Raw genomic sequence first — 21,969 nt, 5'->3', positions numbered from 1 at the left:
TGCATATTGAGACATGTGGCGCGGTCCCATCCCGCGCTTCACGATTTCCGGACCGAAGAAAATGTCCCGTTCGACACCATCAGGCCCCTCCCAGCGCATGCTGCGCGTCGGCGAGCAGGTGCGCCATGCTCTTTCCGAAACCCTGCAGCGCGGCGAGATCATCGATCCGGTGATCGAGAACGCCGTCGTCTCGGTCTCGGAAGTGCGCATGTCGCCCGACCTCAAGATCGCCACCGCTTTCGTCTCGCCGCTCGGCGCCGGCGATACGGGTGCTGTGGTCGAGGCGCTCAACAGGCATGCGAAATTCATCCGCGGCCGCGTTTCCGGCGCGCTCAGGGAAATGAAGTACATGCCGGAGTTCCGCTTCCGGCTCGACACGTCCTTCGACAATTTCGCCAGGATCAACCAATTGCTCAAGTCGCCGGAAGTCGCGCGCGATCTCGGCCCTGATGACCAGAACAAGAACAACGACAAGGACGAGGAATAAGTGGCGCGTCGCGGCAAGAAGAAGGGCAGGCCGGTTTCCGGCTGGGTGGTGCTGGACAAACCGGTCGGCATGGGCTCGACCGAGGCGGTTTCCAAGATCAAATGGCTGTTCCAGGCGGAGAAGGCCGGCCACGCCGGCACGCTCGACCCGCTGGCCTCCGGCATGCTGCCGATCGCGCTCGGTGAGGCGACCAAGACCGTCCCTTATGTGCAGGACGGCGCTAAGGTCTACCGCTTCACCGTCGCCTGGGGCGAGGAGCGCTCGACGGACGACCTCGAAGGCCCGGTGACGAACAGTTCCGACAGGCGCCCGGCCGAGGCGGAAGTGAGGGCGCTGCTGCCGAAATACACCGGCGTCATCATGCAGACGCCGCCGCAATTCTCGGCCATCAAGATCGCCGGCGAGCGTGCTTACGACCTCGCCCGCGACGGCGAGACGGTCGATATTCCCGCCCGCGAGATCGAAATCGGCCGTTTGGACATCGTCGAGCATGGCGCCGATAAAACCGTTTTCGAGGTTGAATGCGGCAAGGGCACCTATGTGCGCTCGCTGGCGCGCGACATGGGCCGCGATCTGGGCTGCTTCGGCCACATCGCCGAACTGCGCCGCGTCGAGGTCGAGCCGTTCACGGCGGACGATTTCGTCACCCTTGCCGAACTCGATGCCGCGCGCTTTGGCGGCAAGGCCGACGAAGACGCGGACGAGGCTCCGGTCGATTTCAGCGCCATCGACGCTTTGCTGGTCGATACCGCGGCAGCCCTCGATTGCCTGCCGCAGGTCGCGGTCAGCGACGACGCGGCGACCAAGATCCGCCTCGGCAATCCCGTCATCATCCGCGGACGCGACGCGCCGGTGGAGGCCGAGGAGGCCTGCGCCACCGCGCGCGGCAAGCTCGTCGCCATCGGCGCCATCGAGCAGGGCATGTTCAAGCCCAAACGGGTCTTTGTCGGGTAGGTCTCCTCTAACGCCTTGAATCTGCGCATGATCCTTTCTGAAAACCGGTTCCGGGCGGCGAGGTCATGCGCTAGAGCAATTCCAGGAAAAGTGTGAAACGGTTTTCCGTCCGGAATTGCGTTGAAGCAAAAAAGATAGAGCGGTTCCGCGTTTCCGTTAAACGATGAACCGCTCTAGTCTCAGCGGAAGACTCGGGCTGACGGGCGCTCGGCGTCGGGGGACATATGGCTGACAACGACAGGAAACGGGCGCCATTGAAGACCCGCCGGCCGCCGGTCGGCGCTTCGCCCGGCACCTTGATCGCCGATCCGGCAGCGCGGCGCAGCGAGCTCAGGCTGACGCTGATCTCGCCCGAAAAATTCAAGACCATCGACAATGCCAGCATCGACGAACTCAATGCCCATTGCGAAAAATGGCCGGTCGTCTGGCTGGATTGTACCGGCCTAGCCAACATCCAGCTGATCGAAGAGATCGGCCGGATTTTCAACCTGCATCCGCTGGCGCTGGAGGATGTCGTCAACACCGGCCAGCGGCCGAAGGTGGACTTCTTCGAGGACCATGCCTTCGTTGCCATGCGCATGATCGACGACGTCACCGCCCATCGCTACGAGCAGATCGCGGTGTTCTTCGGCAGGAATTTCGTCGTCACCTTCCAGGAGCGCGAAGGCGATCCGTTCGACCCGGTGCGCAAGCGCATCGCGGCGGCCATGCCCAACCGGCTGCGCTCGCGCGGCGCCGACTATCTCGCTTACGCGCTGATCGACGCCATCGTCGACAGCTATTTCCCGCCGATCGAGGCGGCGAGCGAAGTGGTCGACGGCATCGAGGATCAGATGCTCAACACGCCGCACAAGCACCAAATGCGGCAGCTGCATGAATTGCGGCGCGACGCCAACGTGCTGAAGGGCGTGCTGTGGCCGATGCGCGATGCGCTGGCGACGCTGATCCGAAACGACGTTCCCTTTGTGACGGCCGAGACCAAGATCTTCTTCAACGACACGCTCGACCATTCGCTGCGGCTGATCGAGCTGGTCGAGAACCAGCGCGACATGCTGACCGGCCTGATCGAGATGCATCTGTCGCTGACCCAGGCGCGCACCAACGACGTCATCTCCTATCTGACGATCGTATCTGTGATCTTCATGCCGCTTACCTTCCTTGTCGGTGTCTGGGGCATGAACTTCGAGCCGGAAAGCTCGCCCTGGAACATGCCGGAGCTGAAGACTTACTATGGCTACCCGGCGGCACTTTTGTTCATGCTGGTCGTCGCTGTCGGCCTCGTCGCCTTCTTCAAATGGAAGAAGTGGCTGTAGCGGCAGAACCCTCTGTTTTTGCGACAAGACCTGCGACAAGCCGGCTTGACAATTGGGCTGGTGTTTTGCCGGAAATTGCACTATATGCGCCGCAGCTTCGCGCCCTGACGCGTCGCTTGCACCGGCCCCTGCTGGACGACATCCCGGCTGAGGGCGTCCCGTTTCCTCGAACAGATAAGGAAAAACACGATGTCGATTACTGCCGATCGCAAGAAGGAATTGATGACTGAATTCGCAACCGCCAAGGGCGATACCGGGTCGCCGGAAGTCCAGGTTGCCATCCTTTCCGAGCGCATCAAGAACCTGACGGAGCACTTCAAGGACCACAAGAAGGATAATCATTCCCGTCGTGGCCTGCTTGCTCTCGTTTCCCAGCGTCGCAGCCTGCTTGACTACCTCAAGCGCAAGGACGACGCCCGCTATCAGACGCTGATCGACAAGCTCGGTCTCCGTCGCTGACGAATTGACCGGCGGGCTCTCTGCGGAGGGCCCGCCGGTCGCGCATTGGCGCATCGGATGGTCCGGTGCTTCGGTGCTGAAAAGGGAATTTGCATTCGCGCGAGGCGCGTTCCGAAAACAGGGGTTTTCGGCGTCATGCGCAAGGCTGGCCGACCGGTCGGCCAGACCCGGTTCCGGGAGTGCAGAGGGCCACTCGGAACCGCCCATGGACGGTCATGGGGCAGGATTGCAGGATGCTCGCTCGGCTTGTTGGCCGGACCTTTCGAGCTTCCCGTTGTCTTGCCCGTGGCTGCCCGAAGGAAGCCAGGGAAGGGATGATCCGCGACCGGTGAGTTCGGTGCGGCCCTTTCCGCATATGAAGGACAAGATATGTTCAATCAGCACAAAGTGGAAATCGAGTGGGGCGGCCGTCCGCTCATCCTGGAAACCGGCAAGATCGCGCGCCAGGCTGACGGCGCCGTCCTCGCCACCTACGGCGAGACCGTGGTTCTTGCCACCGTCGTTTCGATGAAGGAGCCGAAGCCCGGCCTCGATTTCTTCCCGCTCACTGTCAACTACCAGGAAAAAACCTATGCCGCCGGCAAGATCCCGGGCGGCTATTTCAAGCGCGAGGGCCGTCCGAGCGAGAAGGAAACGCTGGTTTCCCGCCTGATCGACCGCCCGATCCGCCCGCTCTTCGCCGACGGCTACAAGAACGACACCCAGATCGTCGTCACCGTCGTCCAGCACGATCTTGAAAACGATCCGGACATCCTGTCGATCGTCGCCACCTCGGCTGCGCTCACGCTCTCCGGCGTGCCCTTCATGGGTCCGATCGGCGGCGCCCGCGTCGGCTATATCAATGGCGAGTATGTGCTCAATCCGCATATCGACGAGATGCAGGAATCGAAGCTCGACCTCGTCGTCGCCGGTACCGCCGACGCCGTGCTGATGGTCGAATCCGAGGCCAAGGAGCTCTCAGAGGAACTGATGCTCGGCGCCGTCATGTTCGGCCACAAGAGCTTCCAGCCGGTGATCGAGGCGATCATCAAGCTGGCCGAGGTAGCCGCCAAGGAGCCGCGCGACTTCACCGCTCCCGACTATTCCGAGCTCGAAGGCGAGATGCTGAAGATCGTCGGCGACGAGCTGCGCGAGGCCTACAAGATTACCGACAAGCAGTCGCGTTATGCCGCCGTCGACGCCGTCAAGGCGAAGGTCAAGGCGGCGTTCGCTCCGGCCGAAGGCGAGGAAGCCAAGTACACTTCCGAGCAGATCGGCGCCGTCTTCAAGGAGCTCCAGGCCAAGGTGGTGCGCTGGAACATCCTCGACACCGGCTCGCGCATCGACGGCCGCGATCTGAAGACCGTCCGCAAGATCATCTCCGAGGTCGGCGTCCTGCCGCGTACCCATGGCTCGGCGCTGTTCACCCGCGGCGAGACCCAGGCGCTGGTCGTCGCCACGCTCGGCACCGGCGAGGACGAGCAGTTCGTAGATTCGCTGACCGGCATGTACAAGGAGAAGTTCCTCCTCCACTACAACTTCCCGCCCTATTCGGTTGGTGAAACCGGCCGCATGGGCTCGCCGGGCCGTCGTGAGATCGGCCATGGCAAGCTTGCCTGGCGCGCGATCCGCCCGATGCTGCCGTCCGCCGACCAGTTCCCCTACACGCTGCGTGTCGTCTCGGAGATCACTGAGTCCAACGGCTCGTCCTCGATGGCGACCGTCTGCGGCACCTCGCTGGCGCTGATGGATGCCGGCGTGCCGATCGCGAAGCCCGTGGCCGGCATCGCCATGGGCCTGATCAAGGAAGGCGAGCGCTTTGCGGTGCTCTCCGACATCCTCGGCGACGAGGACCACCTCGGCGACATGGACTTCAAGGTCGCCGGCACCGCCAACGGCGTCACCTCGCTGCAGATGGACATCAAGATCGATGGCATCACCGAGGAGATCATGGGGATCGCCCTCGAACAGGCCAAGGGCGGCCGCCTGCACATCCTCGGCGAGATGGCGCATGCGATCTCCGGCGCGCGCGCCGAGCTCGGCGAGTTCGCGCCGCGCATCGAGGTCATGCACATTCCGACCGACAAGATCCGCGACGTCATCGGCTCCGGCGGCAAGGTGATCCGCGAGATCGTCGAGAAGACCGGCGCCAAGATCAACATCGAGGACGACGGCACGGTCAAGATCGCTTCGTCGAACGCCAAGGAGATCGAGGCGGCGAAGAAGTGGATCCACACCATCGTCGCAGAGCCGGAAGTCGGCGAGATCTACGAAGGCACCGTCGTCAAGACGGCCGACTTCGGCGCCTTCGTCAATTTCTTCGGTCCGCGCGACGGCCTCGTCCACATTTCGCAGCTCGCCAATGAGCGCGTCGCCAAGACCTCCGACGTCGTCAAGGAAGGCGACAAGGTTTGGGTCAAGCTGATGGGCTTCGACGAGCGCGGCAAGGTTCGCCTGTCGATGAAGGTCGTCGACCAGGCGACCGGCAAGGAAATCGTCCAGGAGAAGAAGAAGCCGGAAGGCGAGGAAGACGCCGCCTGATCGGCCTGACCGGATAATTGAGACGGGCGCGCCGCAAGGTCGCGCCCGTTTTTGTTTCAAGGGCATGTGAATGGCCTCTGAGCCGCTGAAGACGTTGTTTCATCCTTTCGAGGCCGAGGCGCTCCCCCTGCCGCGAAAGGACGCTCGCGTGCTGTTTTTGGGGGCCGAACCCGGCTTCCGTCTGCCTGACGGCTTCGAAGCCGCGCTGCATCTCGTGCAAGGTTTCCGGCCGCATTTTCGGGTCTTGCAATCGGCCGGCTACACGGTCACGCCGCAGGCGGAGGGTTCGGCCTTTGACGCCTCTCTCATTCTGGCCAGCCGGCATCGCGGCCAGAACGAGTTGCGGATCGCCGAAGCCATCGAGCGTGTGGTGCCGGGAGGGCTGGTCGTCGTCGCCGGCGGCAAGGACGATGGCATCGACAGTCTGCGCAAACGCATCGATGCGCTGGCGCCGCTGGACGCCCACCTGCCGAAACATCACGGCGTCGCTTTCTGGTTCCGCCAGGGCGGCTTAAATGCGGCCCGGGCGCTTCGCGCCGCCAACCCGGATCTGGTCGTTGAAGGCCACTTTCGTACCGCGCCTGGCATGTTCTCCTTCGATCGTGTCGACGCCGGGTCGAAGCTGCTGCTGGACAGCCTGCCGCAGGGCCTTGCGGGCAACGTCGCCGATTTCTGCGCCGGCTGGGGCTACCTGGCGGCACAAGTGGCGGACCGCTCGACGGGCCTCTCCGGCCTCGACCTCTATGAAGCGGATTTCGAGGCGCTGGAGGCGGCGAAGGTCAATCTCCGCCCGGCCGCCGTCGAGCCGCGCTTCTTCTGGACCGATCTACTGACCGAAACCGTCGAGCGGCGCTATGACGCCATCGTCATGAATCCGCCCTTCCACAGCGGCAGGGCTGCCGAACCGGGCATCGGCGCCGGTATGATCCGTGCGGCGTCGAAGGCGCTGAAACCCGGTGGACGCCTGTTCATGGTGGCGAACCGGCAGTTGCCCTACGAACAGGTGCTGGCGGGGGCATTCTCCAGCCACGCCGAGATCGCGCGCGACGGCATGTTCAAGGTCTTTTCGGCACGGCGATAGAAGCAATTCCAGGAAAAGTGGAGAGCGGTTTTCCGTCCGGAATTGCGTCAAGGAAGAACGAAATTCCAGGAAAAGTGGAGAGCGGTTAGGCTCGGCGACTTCACCGTAGCCTTCCGTCCGGAATTGCGCAGGATCAAAAGCGGATTACTGCAGGCTGACCAGGCGTGCGGGCTCGCGCCTGCCGTGCGCGGGACGCGCCTGGCCGAGCTCTATCTTGAGCGGCGCCGGCCGGCCGAACAGATAGCCCTGCACGACCTCGCAGCCGGCGGCCCTGAGCAGTGTCGCCTGGTTCTCGGTCTCGACGCCTTCGGCGATGATGCCGACGCCGAGCGCACGTGACAGCCCGACAATGGTCGACACGACTGCGCCCGAGCTGGAGTCGGTGTCGATCCGGCTGACGAAGGAGCGGTCGATCTTCAGCTTGCCGAACGAGAAGTCGATCAGGTAGCTCAGGTTCGAATAGCCGGTGCCGAAATCGTCGACGGCCACCGAGATACCCATGTCGGCGAGCTGCTTGAGGATGACGGCCGCCCGGTCCCGGTCCTGCATCATCGCCGTTTCGGTGACCTCCAGCTCCAGCCGCGACGGCTTGATGCCGGTCGATGCCATGGTCTCGCGCACGATGCCGACGAAATCCTTGGTCATGAACTGGACCGGCGAGATGTTGACGGCGACGAAGCAATCCTCTGGCAGGTATTGAGCGTCGCTGCAGGCCTTGCGCAGCACCCATTCGCCGATCGGGTTGATCATGCCGGTTTCCTCGGCGATCGGAATGAATTCCATCGGCGGGATCATGCCGCGTTCCGGGTGCTTCCACCGGATCAACGCCTCGTAGCCGACGATGCGGTCGCTCGGCAGGTCGAATTGCGGCTGGTAATGGAGATTGAAGTCGCCGCGGTCGAAGGCGGTTTTCAGCTCGGATTCGATCCATTGCCGGTGGTCCGCCACCCGCCCCATATCGGCATGGAAGACCGACCAGTTGCCGATGCCGCTGGCGCGCGCATTCTGCAGCGCCAGGTTCGAGCGGCGAAGGACGAGCACCGGATCGACGCCGTCCTTCGGCATGGCGACGATGCCGACGGACATGCTGACGGACTGCAGGTGCGTCTGGAGCTGATAGGGCTCCATCATCTGGTTTATGAACTGTTCGAGGAACCGTTCGAGCGATCCCCGCAGCTCCTGGTCCGGCAAGAGCACTGCGAATTCGCCCGCGCCGATGCGCCCGATCACCGCACCCTCCGGCATGTTCTCCCTCAGCCTCTTGGTGAAGGCGCGGATCAGCTCGTCGCCATAGGTGTAGCCGATGGCATCGTTGATCTGCTTGAAGCGATCGATGTCCATATCGATCAGGTAGACCGGTTCGCCGGTTCGGATCGTTTCCGACGCGGCTGCGGCGATCTGGCCGACCATCGCCGGGCGGGACAGCAGGCCGGTCAGCTTGTCGAAATGCGTTTCCTTGATGACGTATTCGGTCGATTCATCGACGCCGGCGAAGAAGGAGAGCGCCGCACCGCCGGCGGAAAGGGCGCAGAGCGCAGCGATGATGCCGGCCATCGTTTCTGCCGACATGCCGGCCAGACCGTCGCCGAAACCGAAACGCAATCCCCAGAGTCCGAGGATGAAGCTTCCCATGCCAGAGCTGGCGACGGTGATCAGCCGGAACAGCGGTGTTCGCTTCGGGTTGCTGACTGCAGACATGCAAGGTCCCTGAACTGCAGGACCTTCTAGCGGATATCTCCTTAAAATGAGTTTCCGCCGATGCCTCCAATTTTACCGGAAAATACCCTCTGCGTTGGCGAACTATTCGCGGTTGCCGTCGTTCTGCTTCAGCTCCTCGAGCGCCGGCATGGAGACGATGTGGTAGCCGGAATCGACATAGTGGATCTCACCAGTAACCCCCGAAGACAGATCGGAGAGCAGGTAGAGCGCCGAGCCGCCGACCTCGTCGATGGTCACTGTGCGCCGTAGCGGCGAATTACGCTGCTGATAGGAGAACATATGGCGCGCGTCGGACACGCCGGAGCCGGCGAGGGTCCGCACCGGTCCGGCCGAGATGCCGTTCACCCTGATGCCGCGCGGGCCGTAGTCATTGGCGAGATAGCGCACGCTTGCCTCCAGCCCAGCCTTGGCGACGCCCATCACGTTGTAGTTCGGCATGACCCGGACCGATCCGGCATAGGTCAGCGTGATCATCGAGCCGCCATTCGTCATCAGCGCGGCGGCATTGCGGGCGACCTCGGTGAAGGAATAGCAGGAGATCACCATGGTGCGGACGAAGTTGTCGCGGCTGGTGTCGGCGTAGAGGCCTTTGAGCTCGTTCTTGTCGGAAAAGCCGATGGCGTGGACGACGAAATCCAGCCCGCCCCAGGCCTTGCCGAGCGTCTCGAAGGTCGCGGTGACCGAGGCGCTGTCCTCGACGTCGCAAGGCACGACGAGCGAAGCGCCGAGCTTCTCGGCCAGCGGCTTGACCCGCCGCCCGAAGGCGTCGCCCTGGTAGGTGAAGGCAAGCTCGGCCCCGTGCTCGGACAATTTCTTGGCGATGCCCCAGGCGATCGAATGATCGTTGGCGACCCCCATGACAAGCCCGCGCTTGCCCTTCATCAACCCTTCCATGTCCGGCAGATCCTTATGCGGAATAGCGCTGGAAAATCAGCGTTGCGTTGGTGCCACCGAAACCGAAGGAATTGGACAAAACGGTGTCGATCTTGGCGTTGTCGATGCGCTTGCGCACGATCGGCATGCCCTCGAATTCCGGATCGAGCTCCTCGATATGGGCGCTCTCGCCGATGAAGCCGCCCTGCATCATCAGGATCGAGTAGATCGATTCCTGGACGCCGGCAGCACCGAGCGAATGGCCGGTTAGCGACTTGGTCGAGGTGATGAACGGCATCTTGTCGCCGAACACCTCGCGGATGGCGCCCATTTCTTTGGAATCGCCCACCGGTGTCGAGGTGCCGTGCGTGTTGATGTAGTCGACCGGCGAAGACACGGTGGCAAGCGCCTGCCGCATGCAGCGCACCGCGCCTTCTCCCGAAGGGGCGACCATGTCATAGCCGTCGGACGTGGCGCCGTAGCCGACGATCTCGGCATAGATCTTGGCGCCGCGCGCCTTGGCGTGCTCCAGTTCCTCCAGCACCAGCACGCCCGCGCCGCCGGCGATGACGAAGCCGTCGCGGTTGACGTCATACGCGCGAGATGCCGTCGATGCCTTGTCATTGAATTTCGACGACATGGCGCCCATGGCGTCGAACAGGTCCGACATCGTCCAGTCGAGATCCTCGTGGCCGCCGGCAAACATCATGTCCTGCTTGCCCCACTGGATGAGTTCATAGGCGTTGCCGATGCAGTGCGCCGAGGTCGAGCAGGCGGAAGAGATCGAGTAGTTGACGCCGTGGATCTTGAACCAGGTGGCAAGGGTGGCCGAAGCGGTCGACGACATCGCCTTCGGCACCGCGAACGGGCCGATGCGCTTCGGGCTGCCATTCTTGAGCGTCGTTTCGGCGGCTTCCACGATGGTCCTGGTCGATGGTCCGCCGGAGCCCATGACGATGCCGGTCCGCTCGTTGGTGATGTCGCTTTCGCCTAAACCGGCGTCGGCGATCGCCTGGTCCATGGCGACATGGTTCCAGGCGGCACCCTGGCTCAGGAATCGCATGGCGCGGCGGTCGATCATCGCCGACGGATCGAGCGTCGGCGCGCCCCAAACCTGGCAGCGGAAGCCGTGCTCGGCGAAGGAATTGGAAAAGCTGATGCCGGACTTGGCATCGTAAAGCGAGGCCTGCACCTCATTGGCATTGTTGCCGATCGACGACACAATGCCGAGGCCTGACACTACGACACGTCTCATTCGCAACTCCTTCCGGCGTATTCTGGCGAAAAACCTAGTCGGTTTTAGCCTTCGATCATACGCAAAATAAACTGCCGAGGCGTCCCTGCGCATCCGTCGGATACGCAAGGCCCTGTGGCGAAACGATTAGGCGGCGGACTGCTTGGACAGGCCCACCTTCAGATCCGTTGCCGCGTATATGGGTTCGCCATCCGCCTTGAGCCAGCCGTCGGCGATACCGAGCACGAGGCGACCGCGCATCACGCGCTTGAAGTCTACGCCATATTCGACCTTCTTGACCGACGGCGTCACCATGCCTTTGAACTTTACCTCGCCGGTCGACAGCGCCATGCCCTTGCCCGGCTCGCCGAGCCAGCCGAGATAGAAGCCGGTCAATTGCCACATGGCGTCGAGGCCGAGGCAGCCCGGCATGATCGGATTGCCGATGAAATGGCAGGCGAAGAACCACAGATCCGGCTTGATGTCGAATTCGGCGCGGATGAAGCCCTTGTCGAAGGCGCCGCCGGTCTCGCTGATCTCGGTGATGCGGTCGAACATCAGCATCGGCGGGTATGGCAGCTGGGCGTTTCCCGGTCCGAACAGCTCGCCGCGGGCGCAGGCAAGCAGTTCCTCGTAATCGTAGCTGGACTTTTGATCCGCCATTAACTCCGTCCCCGTTTTTCGTTCCGGGCCGCAGGGCGCCCAGTTCGTTGGTTTCCTAACACACTCTGTTTGCGGCCGGAAACCGGCGTTTGCGCTTAACCCGTGCGCCTGCCCGGGTCAATGCGCGCTATTGATCGCATTTGGGCGACAGAATATATGTCGGGAGGTGTCCAGTTTTTGGCATTGACGTCTTTTTGCCATGCTGGACCTGTCTATGGCGCTGAGCCACGAGCTTTGACGGGATAGATGGATTCGGGCTGCCGGAAGGAAAATGTCGCTGTGGACAAGCGGGTTCGCGAAGCCGGCCTGAGGCCGACGCGCCAGCGCATCGCGCTGGCCGATCTGCTGTTCGCCAAGGGCGATCGTCACCTCTCGGCCGAAGAGCTGCATGAAGAGGCGGTTGCCGCCGGCGTGCCGGTTTCGCTTGCGACCGTCTACAACGCGCTGCACCAGTTCACCCAGGCCGGCCTGCTGCGTATCCTCGCGGTCGAAGGGTCGAAGACCTATTTCGACACCAACACTTCGGACCACCACCACTTCTATGTCGAGGGCGAGAACCGGATCTTCGATATCGCCAGCGGCCCGGTGGGCGTCTCCAACCTGCCGGAGCCTCCGGAAGGCATGGAGATCGCCAATGTCGATATCGTCGTGAGGCTGCGCCCCAAGCGCCGCGACTGATCCGCGGCGATGCGGTCCGTCGATCTGACGATCCGGCTGGAATGGGTCGCCGCAGCCGTGGCGGCCATCATCCTTTACAAGATGACCGGTGTGTCGTGGTGGCTGTTTGCGCTGCTCATCCTGGCGCCGGACCTGTCGATGCTGGGCTATCTCGCCGGGCCGCGGATCGGCGCCGTCACCTACAACGCCCTGCACATCCTGGTTGCCCCGCTCGTCCTTGCGCTCGCGGGCGTCCTGTTTGGCGCTCCGATCACGACAGCGGTGGCGCTCATCTGGATCGCCCACATCGCCATCGACCGCGCGCTCGGCTACGGCCTGAAACTACCCACCGGTTTTCAGGAAACGCATCTCGGGCGGATCGGCCGCGACCGAAGGGGCGCGGCCGGCTAGGGTGTGTTGCGACTCACGTCAGGCCGGCATCACCTGAATATCGACACGCCCTAGTTCTTGACCCGCTCTCCGGGATAGGCGCCCCAGACCTGCGACTGGGCGATCCAGCCGGTATGGCCCTCGAAGGTCATCTCGCACCACTGACCGTCGCATTTCTTGATCGAGCCCATGACGCCGGGCTCGAGGATGGCGACAACGCTGGCATCCTTGTCGGGATCGTCAAGCAGATTGATTCGGCCGCCCTTGCCGCGCTGCCAGGGGGCGACGATCGCGGTGCGGCGGCCCGAAAGCAGCGACTGGTTGATCCAGCCCTCGGAGCCGTCCGCGTCGCGCACGCGACGCCAGGTATCGAATTCCTGAATGATCTCCATCGGCAGGCCGGCCTTCATGTACATCCAGTCGACGGAATAGTTGGCGCCTGGGCCGACGCGTGAGTTGACGCGGCCCGATTTCAGGCTGACGAAACGCGGCAGCGGCAGGCCGCTTGGGCCGAGCGTCACCGTTTGCGCGGGCGCGGCCGCACTTTGCGCGGATGCCTGCGGGCCACAAAGCAAAGCGCCGAGGACGGCTGCGCTGAAAGCCAGGCGAAGCGACGCGAAACCAGACACCTTTGTTCCTTTCGGCGCCGGTCCTTAGGGATGAGCGCCCCTTTTTCTTTGTCTTCGGCGGCACCGCTTGTTACAGGAGTGGGCTGATGCCGCGATCGGCTACAAGTTTCGCCGTTCTTGGTTAAAGAGGTCTCAACGAGATCGGTTTCGAGGAAGCTTCGGGGATAAAATGGCAGGCAAAAAACGGCCCCTCGTCGTCATCACGCGCAAGCTGCCCGATCCGGTCGAGACCCGCATGCGCGAGCTGTTCGATGCGCGGCTGAATGTCGAGGACCGGCCGATGACCCAGCCGGAGCTGGTCGCGGCGGTCAAGGAAGCCGATGTGCTCGTCCCGACCATCACCGACCATATCGATGCCGCGCTGATTGCCCAGGCCGGCGACAATCTCAAGCTGATCGCAAATTTCGGCAACGGCGTCGACAAGATCGATGTCGCCGCGGCGGCCAAGAAAGGCATCACCGTCACCAACACGCCGAACGTGCTTACCGAAGACACTGCCGACATGACCATGGCGCTGATGCTCGCCGTGCCGCGCAGGCTTGCCGAAGGCGCCAATGTGCTCACCGGCGACAAGAAATGGGCCGGCTGGTCGCCGACATGGATGCTCGGCCGCCGCATCTGGGGCAAGCGGCTCGGCATCGTCGGCATGGGCCGTATTGGCACGGCGGTCGCCAGGCGTGCCAAGGCGTTCGGCTTGTCCATCCACTACCACAATCGCCACCGCGTGCTGCCGGCGGTCGAGGACGAATTGGAAGCGACCTATTGGGAAAGCCTCGACCAGATGCTTGCCCGCATGGACATCATCTCGGTCAACTGCCCGTCGACCCCGGCAACCTTCCATCTCTTGTCCGCCCGGCGCCTGGCGCTGATGCAGCCATCTGCCTACATCGTCAACACCGCGCGCGGCGACATCATCGACGAAGAGTCGCTGATCAAGCTCATCCAGGACGGCAAGATCGCCGGCGCCGGCCTCGACGTCTATGAGCACGAGCCGGCGCTGAACAGCAGGCTCCTGAAGCTCGCCGCCAAGGGCAAGGTCGTGCTTTTGCCGCACATGGGCTCGGCAACGCTCGAAGGCCGCATCGACATGGGCGAGAAGGTGATCATCAACATCCGCGCCTTCTTCGACGGCCACCGCCCGCCGGACCGCGTGCTGCCGCTGAGGACTTGAAACAATTCCAGGAAAAGCGTGCAGAGGTTTTCCGTCCGGAATTACGCAAGAATAGATAAGTTGGAGCGGTTGTTCAGGCGGCGACGGTAAGGGCGCCGTCGCCGGCGACTTCCACGGTGCGTCCGCGATAGGCCTCGAACAGGTCACGTCCGAGCCGCACCGCCATCGGTGTCTCCCAGCCCATTTCCCGGGCGACGATCAGCCCCAGCAGCAGGATGGCGTCCGGCTCGTGCAGCACCAGGGCTGCCGGCGCACGGCCGTTGTGGACCAGCTCCATCAGCACCGCCGAAGCCGACGACGAGCCGATCGTGCCCGGCAGGAACAGCACCCGGCCGGAAATCGTCTCACCGTGCTGCGGATGGCGGACATCGGCGATGCGCCCGGTCTTCGGGTCGACGCCGCCCCAGAAGCTGATCGGCGCCATCAGCACCAAGGCCTCCCCTTCGCCAGCCTTGCCCGGAACCAGGATCTCGGCGGCGGCGCTCATGCCGCGATATCCGTGAAGCGCGGCTTGCCGAGAACGGCGCTTTCGACGCAGTCGGCGAGCGAGGCGTAGAGGACCGCGTAGCCGGTGTTGCCCGGAGCGTAATGCGCGAACTTCCCCGAATTGGTCATCAATACGCCGTTGCTGATCTCCGGCATGATCGGCGTCACCACCACGCAGGTGTCGGCGACGATGACGACCCCGTATGCTTCGAGCCTCTTTCGCCGTCCGTCCCGCTCCAGCGAGGCAAGCACGTGACGGCCGGTACAGGCATAAATCGGTACGGCGAGCCGTCTTCCTGCGATCAGCCGCTCCAGCGTGTCGAACTCGGCGTCAGACAGATGCGGGCTGCCGATCGCCACCGCGTCGATGGTTCTGGCCGCAACCGCCGTCGAAAGGCTGGAGCGCGCCTTCGCCGCCATCTGTGGCGTGACATGGACCACGGTCTCCGGTTCCGGCCCGGCCAGAATGGTCTCGACGTCGGGAGCTTCTGGCGTCACGCCGGCAATGTGGAACAGGCCAACCGCGCCGGACGATGCCGCGGCGGCGCCGAAGGCCTTCAGCGCGTCCTCGCCGGGGTGATTGGCGATGCCGGCGACGACACCGATCGTGTTGCCGACCATGCGGCCATAGAGGCTACCCAGCACCGGCCAGGCGATCTCGGAAGCGAGGAAGGAGGGCGACAGGGTCGAGACGTCGAACACCAGCCGTGCCCGTCTGTTCTGCGGGCGATGCAGGCCATAGTCGGGCGCCCGGCCGATGATGGCGCAGGCAATGTCGAGGAAGTCGCCATAGCGGTTCGTGCGGGCGCCCAGCACCGAATTGCAGAACACCACGGCATTGGATTCACCCCAGGCGACATCGCTGCCCTGCGCCGGCCTATGCCCGGCCTGATAGGGCGCGCAGGTCCAGCTCTGCTCGCAGCCGAGCTTGCGATAGGCCTCCATCATCCGTCGTGCCATGCCGCGCTGCGGCTCTTCCAGGCGAACGCGCGAGCAGCCCATCAGATCGAGCGCCCCGACATTGAGCGTCGAACGTACCGCCACCCTGGCGCCGCCCTCGACCAGCCGCTCGGCGAACAGCGTGCCGGAATCGCCATGGTAGAGCGCGCCGTCGATATGCGCGGAGGCGATCGGAATCAGCCGCGGCGCCCCGAGCAGCCGCGCGCTCTCGGCGACGATGCGCATCGCCATTCCCGCGCCGTCCTCGCCGGCGGCAATGGCTCGTTCCTCCGGGCTGAGCGCGAGGCTCAAGACAGCACCTTGCGCATGGTGATCGAGGTCGGCCGGTCATAGCCCGCATGCGCTGTGCGCCCGGTCTCGCGAAAGCCGAGCCGGGCGAAGGCCGCGTGGTTTGCGGCGAGCTCGATGCGCGTCTGCAGTTCGATGGCAGGCTTGCCGCGCCGACGGGCAAGATCCTCCACGGCCTGCATCAGCCGTGCGCCTATGCCCCGCCCTTGAAGGCCGGGCTCGACGGCGAGCTTGCCGACATAGAAATCGTTAGCCCTTTCCAGCGCGAAGACGCAGCCGGCGAGCCGGCCGTTCTCCACCGCCAGGAACACCGTTTCCTGCCTTGCCTTGCTCTCGAGGTTTTCCGGCGTCAGACGATGCGCAGAGGATGGCGGGTCGATGACTTCGTCCATATAGGCGAAAGCGCGCAGGATCAGCGCCAGCAATTCGTCCCACCGCGCGTAGTCCGGCGCAAGCTCGGCGACCAAGGGAGTGGCCGGCCGGTCCATCGGTTCAGGCTGCCTTGTAGCGGACGGTGTCGAAACGGGCGGTAAGCCCGTCGTAGAGCAGGAGCCGGCCGACCAGCGGTTCGCCGATGCCGGCAATCAGCTTGATCGTTTCCATCGCCTCCAGCGTGCCGACGACGCCCGTCAGCGCGCCGACGATGCCTGCAACGGCGCAGGATGGTATCAGCCCTTCGGGCGGCGCTTCCGGGAAAAGGTCGCGATAGCCTGGGTTGCGTTTGCCGTCGGCGCCCGTTTCGTACGGCTTCAGCACCGTCACCGAGCCGTCGAAGCGGCCGACGGCGGCGGTGACCAGAGGCTTTTGTTCCTGGGCGCATGCATCGGCCAGCGCATAGCGTGTCGCGAAATTGTCGGAGCCGTCGACGACGACATCGTAGCCGGCGACGAGGGCAGGGGCATTTTCCGCCGTCAGTCTGAGGCGATGCAATTCCACCCCGACATTGGGGTTGATGCGCATGATTGCCGCCGAAGCGCTGTCGGTCTTCGCCATGCCGATCGTGTCGCTGCCATGGATTACCTGCCGCTGCAGGTTGGACAGCGAGACGTCATCGTCGTCGACGATGCCGAGCGTGCCGACACCGGCCGCGGCAAGATATTCAAGCACAGGCGCCCCCAGCCCACCGGCGCCGATCACCAGCACCCGCGCCCGCTTCAGCTTCTGCTGGCCGGGGCCGCCGATTTCCGGCAGCACGATGTGGCGGGCATAGCGTTCGAGCTCTTCGTCGGTCAGGGCGGCATTGGTCATGGCTGGACCTTATCGCGGGCGGAAAATCTTGTCACATGCAAGGCGAAGCCTTGTCCCGCAGGGGCAAGTACGGGCAAGGCGAAGCCTTGTCCGCAGGGGGGCATGTACGGGCAAGGCAAAGCCTTGTCCGCAGGGGCATGTACGGGCAAGGCAAAGCCTTGTCCCGCAGAGGCAAGTACGGGCAAGGCGAAGCCTTGTCCCGCAGGGTAGGCGCTGACGCCCGTTGGGTTCTTCAAGAGAATCAGCCTGTTGGCCCAACGCTGCCATGATCGACCGTCAGGAACTGCGCGCGCCCGGCGAGGCTGGAAAACAGCGCGGCGTCGGTGCCGGTCATGAAGGCCTGGCAGTTTAGCTCTTCCAGGATGGAAAACAGCGCCGCGCGCCGTCCGCTGTCGAGATGCGCGGCGATCTCGTCGAGCAGCAGGATCGGCGTCAGGCCCGACATCTCGCCGGTCAGCCGAGCATGCGACAGCACGATGCCGACCAGCAGCGCCTTCTGCTCGCCGGTCGAGCAGAGCTCGGCCGGCATCGACTTCGGCCTGTGCCGGACCACGAGATCCGAGCGATGCGGCCCGTCGAGCGTGCGGCCGGCGGCGCGGTCGCGCTCCCGGCCATTGGCGAGCGTGCGGCGGAAACGCTCCTCGACGTCGACCGCCGGCGAGACAGCGATCTCGGTCTCCAATTCGCCGGAGAGGCTTATGTCGGCCTGCGGAAAGGGGCCGCTGCCGGGCAGCTTGTCGATCATGGCGGCAAGCAGCCGTACCAGTTCCGCTCGCGCCGCCGCGATCGCCACGCCGGTCTCGGCCATCTGCGTCTCGATCGCGTCGAACCAGCCACTGTCGCGGGAACTTTCCGTAAGCAGGCGGTTACGCCCGCGCATCGCCTTTTCATAGTCCAGGGCCCGCTGCCCGTGGCCGGGATCGATCGCCAGCACCAGTCTGTCAAGGAAGCGGCGGCGGTCGGCGGCCGGTCCTGGAAACAACCCGTCCATCGCCGGTGTCAGCCAGACGACACGCAGCCATTCCAGCATATCCTCCGCCGATTTCGCCGGCGCGCCGTTGATGCGAACGCGTCTGCCGCCTTCTCCGGCGCCATCGCCGCCGGAAATGCCGGTGCCGATCTCGACCTCGCCTTCCGGCCCTTCGATCCGGGCATGCAAGGCAAAGCCGCCGTCGCCGCCCTCGCGCGCCACGTCGGCATAGGGTGCCCGGCGAAGCCCGCGTCCCGGCGTCAGCAGTGAGATGGCTTCGAGCAGATTGGTCTTGCCGGCGCCATTGTCGCCGGACAGCACCACGGCGCCGGGGCCGAGCTCAAGCGAAAGTCCCGCATAGTTGCGAAAATTGGTAAGCGTAAGCTTACTTATGTGGGTCTGCTCCGGCAACCGCTGTCCGCCCGTGCAAGCCGCCGCAATCATCGCTCCATCGCCAGCCGGCGCGAAACCGGATGCGGCTACACCCGCATCGGCATCAGCACGTAGAGCGCGGTCTCGTCGGCCATGTCGTGGATCAGCGTCGGCGAGCCGGCATCCGCGAGCATGAACTTCGCCTCCGTGCCGGTGAGCTGAGCGGCGACGTCGAGCAGATATTTGGCGTTGAAGCCGATCTCGATCGGGTCGGACGAGTAATCGGCCGCCAGCTCCTCGGTGGCGCTGCCCGAATCCGGATTGTTGACGGCAAGCGTGAGCTGGCCGTCGTTGATCGACAGTTTTACCGCCCGGCCGCGCTCGGACGAAATGGTCGAGACGCGGTCGACGGCGGCGGCGAAGCTCTGGCGGTCGATGATCAGCTTCTTGTCGTTGCCGGTCGGAATGACGCGCTGATAGTCCGGGAAGGTGCCGTCGATTAGCTTCGAGGTCAAAATGACGCTGCCGATGGTGAAGCGGATCTTGGTGTCCGACAGCTCCGTCGTCACCGCGACATCCGGGTCGTCGACCAGCTTCTGCAGCTCGCTCACCGTCTTGCGTGGAATGATGATGCCGGGCATCCCCTCGGAACCTGCCGGCGCGTCGATCTCGGCGCGCGCCAGGCGATGGCCGTCGGTCGCGACCGAGCGCAGCTTCAGCTTGCCGCCGACCTCATGCGTGTGCAGGAAGATGCCGTTGAGATAGTAGCGCGTCTCCTCGGTCGAAATGGCGAACTGCGTCTTCTCGATCAGGCCCTTGAGCGCCACCGAGTCGAGCCGGAAGATGTGCGAGAAGGAGCCGGCTGAAAGCTCCGGGAAATCGGACTGCGGCAGGCACTGCAGGCGGAAGCTGGAGCGCCCGGAGGTGACGGTCATCGCGTTGCCGTCTTCATCAGTCTTCAGCATCACCTCGGCGCCGTCGGCGAGCTTGCGCACGATGTCGTAAAGCAGATGCGCCGGGACCGTGGTGGCGCCGCCGCGCTCGACTTTGGCGGGCGTGGCTTCCGTCACTTCGAGGTCGAGGTCGGTCGCTTTCATTTCCAGGCTGGCGCCTTCGGCGCTGAGCAGCACATTCGACAGGATCGGTATGGTGTTGCGCCGCTCCACCACGCGATGAACGTGGTTGAGGGACTTCAGGAGATTGGACCGTTCCAGGATGACACGCATGACCAAACAGGCTCGCTTCAATGAATGAGCGGGTCACCAGGGAGCGGCGTCCCGCGAAAAGCTCCGAAAAGCTCAGAATCTATGTAAGCTGACAGTAAAAACCCTGCAAACGCAAGCCCGCGGCACCGGTTCCGGCCGGTTGCGCGGGCTTTCTGGGGATAAAGCCGGCGAAGCGCGCCGCCGGCTTTCCCGGACCGCTCAGGCCTGCTCGTTTATCAGCCTTCTGAGCAGCTCCAGCTCCTGCGCCAGCGTGTTGTCGGCACCGGAAAGGTCCTCGATCTTGCGCACGGCATGCAGCACCGTCGTGTGGTCGCGGCCGCCGAAACGCCGACCGATCTCCGGCAGCGAGCGCGGCGTCATCACTTTCGACAGATACATCGCCACCTGCCGCGGCTTGACGATGGTGCGCGTGCGCCGGTTGGAGAGCAGCTCCGTCTTCGACACGTTGTAGTGACGCGCCACGATGCGCTGGATGTCCTCGATGCGCACCCGCTTCGGCTCGCCCGAACGGTAGATGTGGCCGAGAATCTCGTCGATGCGGTCGATGGTGATCTGCGGCTCGAAGGACTGGCGGAACAGAAGCTGATTGAAAGCGCCTTCCAACTCGCGCCCGCTGCCCGTCACCGTGCGGGCGACATGGTCGAGGATCTCGTCCGAGATGTCGAGCGAGGTATCATCGATCTTGGCGGTGGCGAGACGGAGTTTCAGCATGCCGAGGCGCATGGCGAAGTCCGGCGCCGACATTTCCAGCGCCACGCCGCCATTGAGGCGAGAACGCACGCGCGGCTCAAGCGATTCCAGTTCCGACGGCGGGCGGTCGGCGGCGACCACGACCTGCTTGGCGCTGTCGAGCAGCATGTTGATGAGATGGCAGAACTCATGCTGGATCGACTTGCCCTGCAGGAACTGCATGTCGTCGATGATCAGAAGATCGATATCGCGCAACTGCTCCTTGAGGGTGAGCGCATTGTTGTCGCGGATGGCGGTGGCGAAGCGCCACATGAAATACTCTGCCGTCAGATAGACCACGCGCGATTTCGGATTGTGCCGCAGCGATTCCGCCGCGATTGCCTGCAACAGGTGCGTCTTGCCGAGGCCAACTGTCGCGTGAAGGAAGAGCGGGTTGAAGCGTACCGCGCTCGATTGCGATTCCGCCACCGCCTTGGCGGCCGCGAAGGCCACCCGGTTCGAGGGACCCTCGATGAACGACGCGAAAGTGTAACGCGGGTCGAGCGGCGACCCGAGCACGTTATGGCGGAACTCGGTCTCCACCGGCATGCCCTGGCGGGGCGCCGGCGTCCGTTCCGCCCGACCGGCGCTCGCCGTGCCGGCGGCAAGCGCCGTCTGTGCCTGCCTGGTCATCTTGCGCGCAGGTGCGATCTCCGGCTCGACATTGTTGCGGCCCTGCCGCGTGGCGGTCCGCACGACGATCTCGATCTTCAGGATGTCGGGATCCTCATGCCTCCACAGTTCGGCGATAAGGTCGAGATAGTGGCCGTTGATCCACGACCGCAGGAAGGCCGTGGGCACGGAGATGCGGACAATGCCGCGCGACGCTTCGGCAACCTTCATGCGGCCAAACCAGCTCGAATAGACCTCGGCTCCCAGACGCGCCTTCAACTGGGCCTTGACCCGCTCGAACTTCTGTTCAGCGTCGCTGGATGCCGCCATGCCGTCCCCTCCGACGAAGGTTGTAGGGAATGGGAGTTCGCCTGCTATCTCCCGCTCGATGCCGCTCTGCATGATCAAGTTCCTTGTCTTCTCGTACCCTTTTCCGCCGGGAGTGCGCCTCCTGCACCCTGGGTCCGGCGACGTTTCGCTGCGCCTCCATCGCCGCCGCCGGCGATATCGTCGCAACGTTGCGCAAGGGACCAATGCCGGCTCTCGCAAGCCGGTCTGAACATGTCAGGGCAATACTTCACCGTCCGGCGAAAACGCCGGCGCGACATCGACCTGCCATGTACAATTACGCCAGTCCCCTACCCGCATCGAAGAGACAGACCGAGCCACGCGCGGAATTACTCCACGTCATGAATTCCGCCATTTTGTGCTGGCCGATTCAGGCTGGGTCAGGGGCTAACGCCCGTCCCTTCGATGGATGGACATTACCGAAATCGCTGTGGATAGGGCAAGGCCACGTCTAACCGATTTTTAACGAATCTGGTTACCGGAGACGTGTTGGGAGCGGGTGCCTCTAGGGCATGTTTTGACAAAGCCATTGTGATTCAAACCCTTTTCCGGCGAATATGAAAAAGGCCGGCCAACACGA

The 21,969-nt window shown here is 63.9% G+C and carries 21 protein-coding genes; 9 read left to right on the top strand and 12 right to left on the bottom strand.

What is annotated here, in order from left to right:
• Positions 1 to 61 precede the first annotated feature (61 nt).
• From rbfA to EN853_RS02675, 6 genes are all read left to right on the top strand, one after another.
• Positions 62 to 487 carry a 30S ribosome-binding factor RbfA gene (gene rbfA, locus EN853_RS02700; RefSeq protein WP_127857731.1) on the top strand — a complete coding sequence of 142 codons (426 nt, stop codon included), beginning with the start codon at positions 62 to 64 and terminating at the stop codon, positions 485 to 487.
• Positions 488 to 1,441 (top strand): tRNA pseudouridine(55) synthase TruB, encoded by a 954-nt coding sequence (gene truB / locus EN853_RS02695; RefSeq protein ID WP_127857730.1) that lies wholly within the window; start codon positions 488 to 490, stop codon positions 1,439 to 1,441.
• Positions 1,442 to 1,665: 224 nt separating this feature from the next.
• The gene (gene corA, locus EN853_RS02690; protein ID WP_127857729.1) at positions 1,666 to 2,754 is read left to right on the top strand and encodes a magnesium/cobalt transporter CorA; all 1,089 of its coding nucleotides are present in this window, start codon (positions 1,666 to 1,668) and stop codon (positions 2,752 to 2,754) included.
• Positions 2,755 to 2,901: 147 nt separating this feature from the next.
• Positions 2,902 to 3,213, top strand: coding sequence for a 30S ribosomal protein S15 (rpsO, locus tag EN853_RS02685; RefSeq protein WP_277816125.1), 312 nt, complete (start codon positions 2,902 to 2,904; stop codon positions 3,211 to 3,213).
• Between the two features lie 369 nt (positions 3,214 to 3,582).
• The gene (gene pnp / locus EN853_RS02680) at positions 3,583 to 5,733 is read left to right on the top strand and encodes a polyribonucleotide nucleotidyltransferase (RefSeq protein WP_127857728.1); all 2,151 of its coding nucleotides are present in this window, start codon (positions 3,583 to 3,585) and stop codon (positions 5,731 to 5,733) included.
• 70 nt (positions 5,734 to 5,803) lie between these two features.
• Positions 5,804 to 6,814 carry a class I SAM-dependent methyltransferase gene (locus EN853_RS02675; protein WP_127857727.1) on the top strand — a complete coding sequence of 337 codons (1,011 nt, stop codon included), beginning with the start codon at positions 5,804 to 5,806 and terminating at the stop codon, positions 6,812 to 6,814.
• Between the two features lie 144 nt (positions 6,815 to 6,958).
• Here the strand turns inward: EN853_RS02675 and EN853_RS02670 are convergent, their stop codons facing one another.
• The 4 genes from EN853_RS02670 to fabA all read right to left on the bottom strand — a co-directional run bounded on the left by EN853_RS02670 (position 6,959) and on the right by fabA (position 11,303).
• A complete protein-coding gene (locus EN853_RS02670) occupies positions 6,959 to 8,512 on the bottom strand; it encodes a bifunctional diguanylate cyclase/phosphodiesterase (RefSeq protein ID WP_127857726.1) in 1,554 nt (517 codons plus the stop codon).
• Between the two features lie 102 nt (positions 8,513 to 8,614).
• Complete coding sequence (gene fabI / locus EN853_RS02665; RefSeq protein ID WP_127857725.1) at positions 8,615 to 9,427, bottom strand: enoyl-ACP reductase FabI; 813 nt, start codon at positions 9,425 to 9,427, stop codon at positions 8,615 to 8,617.
• A 13-nt stretch (positions 9,428 to 9,440) separates the two neighbouring features.
• Positions 9,441 to 10,661: a beta-ketoacyl-ACP synthase I gene (fabB, locus tag EN853_RS02660; protein WP_127857724.1), complete on the bottom strand. Its 1,221-nt coding sequence runs from the start codon at positions 10,659 to 10,661 to the stop codon at positions 9,441 to 9,443.
• A gap of 126 nt (positions 10,662 to 10,787) precedes the next feature.
• A complete protein-coding gene (gene fabA / locus EN853_RS02655) occupies positions 10,788 to 11,303 on the bottom strand; it encodes a 3-hydroxyacyl-[acyl-carrier-protein] dehydratase FabA (protein ID WP_127857723.1) in 516 nt (171 codons plus the stop codon).
• A gap of 246 nt (positions 11,304 to 11,549) precedes the next feature.
• Here fabA and irrA point away from each other — a divergent pair, with 246 nt between their 5' ends.
• Complete coding sequence (irrA, locus tag EN853_RS02650; protein ID WP_127857722.1) at positions 11,550 to 11,981, top strand: iron response transcriptional regulator IrrA; 432 nt, start codon at positions 11,550 to 11,552, stop codon at positions 11,979 to 11,981.
• A 9-nt stretch (positions 11,982 to 11,990) separates the two neighbouring features.
• Positions 11,991 to 12,371: a DUF4260 domain-containing protein gene (locus EN853_RS02645; RefSeq protein WP_127857721.1), complete on the top strand. Its 381-nt coding sequence runs from the start codon at positions 11,991 to 11,993 to the stop codon at positions 12,369 to 12,371.
• 50 nt (positions 12,372 to 12,421) lie between these two features.
• Here the strand turns inward: EN853_RS02645 and EN853_RS02640 are convergent, their stop codons facing one another.
• Positions 12,422 to 12,979, bottom strand: coding sequence for an SH3 domain-containing protein (locus EN853_RS02640; RefSeq protein WP_127857720.1), 558 nt, complete (start codon positions 12,977 to 12,979; stop codon positions 12,422 to 12,424).
• Between the two features lie 169 nt (positions 12,980 to 13,148).
• Here EN853_RS02640 and EN853_RS02635 point away from each other — a divergent pair, with 169 nt between their 5' ends.
• Positions 13,149 to 14,150 (top strand): D-glycerate dehydrogenase, encoded by a 1,002-nt coding sequence (locus EN853_RS02635; protein ID WP_127857719.1) that lies wholly within the window; start codon positions 13,149 to 13,151, stop codon positions 14,148 to 14,150.
• Positions 14,151 to 14,223: 73 nt separating this feature from the next.
• On the opposite strand, the gene EN853_RS02630 is transcribed toward EN853_RS02635, so the two are convergent.
• The 7 genes from EN853_RS02630 to dnaA all read right to left on the bottom strand — a co-directional run bounded on the left by EN853_RS02630 (position 14,224) and on the right by dnaA (position 21,371).
• Positions 14,224 to 14,637, bottom strand: coding sequence for a DUF126 domain-containing protein (locus tag EN853_RS02630; protein ID WP_127857718.1), 414 nt, complete (start codon positions 14,635 to 14,637; stop codon positions 14,224 to 14,226).
• Positions 14,634 to 15,887, bottom strand: coding sequence for an aconitase X catalytic domain-containing protein (locus EN853_RS02625; protein ID WP_127857717.1), 1,254 nt, complete (start codon positions 15,885 to 15,887; stop codon positions 14,634 to 14,636). Before EN853_RS02625 ends, EN853_RS02630 begins: the two co-directional genes overlap by 4 nt.
• On the bottom strand, positions 15,884 to 16,372 hold the full coding sequence (locus EN853_RS02620) for a GNAT family N-acetyltransferase (protein WP_127857716.1): 489 nt from the start codon (positions 16,370 to 16,372) through the stop codon (positions 15,884 to 15,886). The genes EN853_RS02625 and EN853_RS02620 overlap by 4 nt, the downstream gene beginning before the upstream one ends.
• Before the next feature lie 4 nt (positions 16,373 to 16,376).
• Positions 16,377 to 17,132 (bottom strand): molybdopterin-synthase adenylyltransferase MoeB, encoded by a 756-nt coding sequence (locus tag EN853_RS02615; RefSeq protein ID WP_127857715.1) that lies wholly within the window; start codon positions 17,130 to 17,132, stop codon positions 16,377 to 16,379.
• Between the two features lie 241 nt (positions 17,133 to 17,373).
• Positions 17,374 to 18,513 (bottom strand): DNA replication/repair protein RecF, encoded by a 1,140-nt coding sequence (gene recF, locus EN853_RS02610; RefSeq protein ID WP_127857957.1) that lies wholly within the window; start codon positions 18,511 to 18,513, stop codon positions 17,374 to 17,376.
• 68 nt (positions 18,514 to 18,581) lie between these two features.
• Complete coding sequence (dnaN, locus tag EN853_RS02605) at positions 18,582 to 19,700, bottom strand: DNA polymerase III subunit beta (RefSeq protein ID WP_127857714.1); 1,119 nt, start codon at positions 19,698 to 19,700, stop codon at positions 18,582 to 18,584.
• A gap of 198 nt (positions 19,701 to 19,898) precedes the next feature.
• The gene (gene dnaA / locus EN853_RS02600) at positions 19,899 to 21,371 is read right to left on the bottom strand and encodes a chromosomal replication initiator protein DnaA (RefSeq protein WP_245516795.1); all 1,473 of its coding nucleotides are present in this window, start codon (positions 21,369 to 21,371) and stop codon (positions 19,899 to 19,901) included.
• Positions 21,372 to 21,969: the final 598 nt, after the last annotated feature.

The organism is Mesorhizobium sp. M1C.F.Ca.ET.210.01.1.1 (assembly GCF_004791585.1).
Lineage (GTDB): Bacteria > Pseudomonadota > Alphaproteobacteria > Rhizobiales > Rhizobiaceae > Mesorhizobium.
The sequence above is the reverse complement of the archived record's forward strand: the minus strand, read 5'-3'. Positions and strand labels throughout refer to the sequence as shown.

Coding starts and splice junctions, on each gene's coding strand:
- rbfA (WP_127857731.1), top strand. CDS start 62: ATGTCCCGTTCGACACCATCAGGCCCCTCCCAGCGCATGCTGCGCGTC.
- corA (WP_127857729.1), top strand. CDS start 1,666: ATGGCTGACAACGACAGGAAACGGGCGCCATTGAAGACCCGCCGGCCG.
- pnp (WP_127857728.1), top strand. CDS start 3,583: ATGTTCAATCAGCACAAAGTGGAAATCGAGTGGGGCGGCCGTCCGCTC.
- EN853_RS02675 (WP_127857727.1), top strand. CDS start 5,804: ATGGCCTCTGAGCCGCTGAAGACGTTGTTTCATCCTTTCGAGGCCGAG.
- EN853_RS02670 (WP_127857726.1), bottom strand. CDS start 8,512: ATGTCTGCAGTCAGCAACCCGAAGCGAACACCGCTGTTCCGGCTGATC.
- fabI (WP_127857725.1), bottom strand. CDS start 9,427: ATGGAAGGGTTGATGAAGGGCAAGCGCGGGCTTGTCATGGGGGTCGCC.
- fabB (WP_127857724.1), bottom strand. CDS start 10,661: ATGAGACGTGTCGTAGTGTCAGGCCTCGGCATTGTGTCGTCGATCGGC.
- fabA (WP_127857723.1), bottom strand. CDS start 11,303: ATGGCGGATCAAAAGTCCAGCTACGATTACGAGGAACTGCTTGCCTGC.
- irrA (WP_127857722.1), top strand. CDS start 11,550: ATGGATTCGGGCTGCCGGAAGGAAAATGTCGCTGTGGACAAGCGGGTT.
- EN853_RS02645 (WP_127857721.1), top strand. CDS start 11,991: ATGCGGTCCGTCGATCTGACGATCCGGCTGGAATGGGTCGCCGCAGCC.
- EN853_RS02635 (WP_127857719.1), top strand. CDS start 13,149: ATGGCAGGCAAAAAACGGCCCCTCGTCGTCATCACGCGCAAGCTGCCC.
- EN853_RS02630 (WP_127857718.1), bottom strand. CDS start 14,637: ATGAGCGCCGCCGCCGAGATCCTGGTTCCGGGCAAGGCTGGCGAAGGG.
- EN853_RS02620 (WP_127857716.1), bottom strand. CDS start 16,372: ATGGACCGGCCGGCCACTCCCTTGGTCGCCGAGCTTGCGCCGGACTAC.
- EN853_RS02615 (WP_127857715.1), bottom strand. CDS start 17,132: ATGACCAATGCCGCCCTGACCGACGAAGAGCTCGAACGCTATGCCCGC.
- dnaN (WP_127857714.1), bottom strand. CDS start 19,700: ATGCGTGTCATCCTGGAACGGTCCAATCTCCTGAAGTCCCTCAACCAC.
- dnaA (WP_245516795.1), bottom strand. CDS start 21,371: ATGGCGGCATCCAGCGACGCTGAACAGAAGTTCGAGCGGGTCAAGGCC.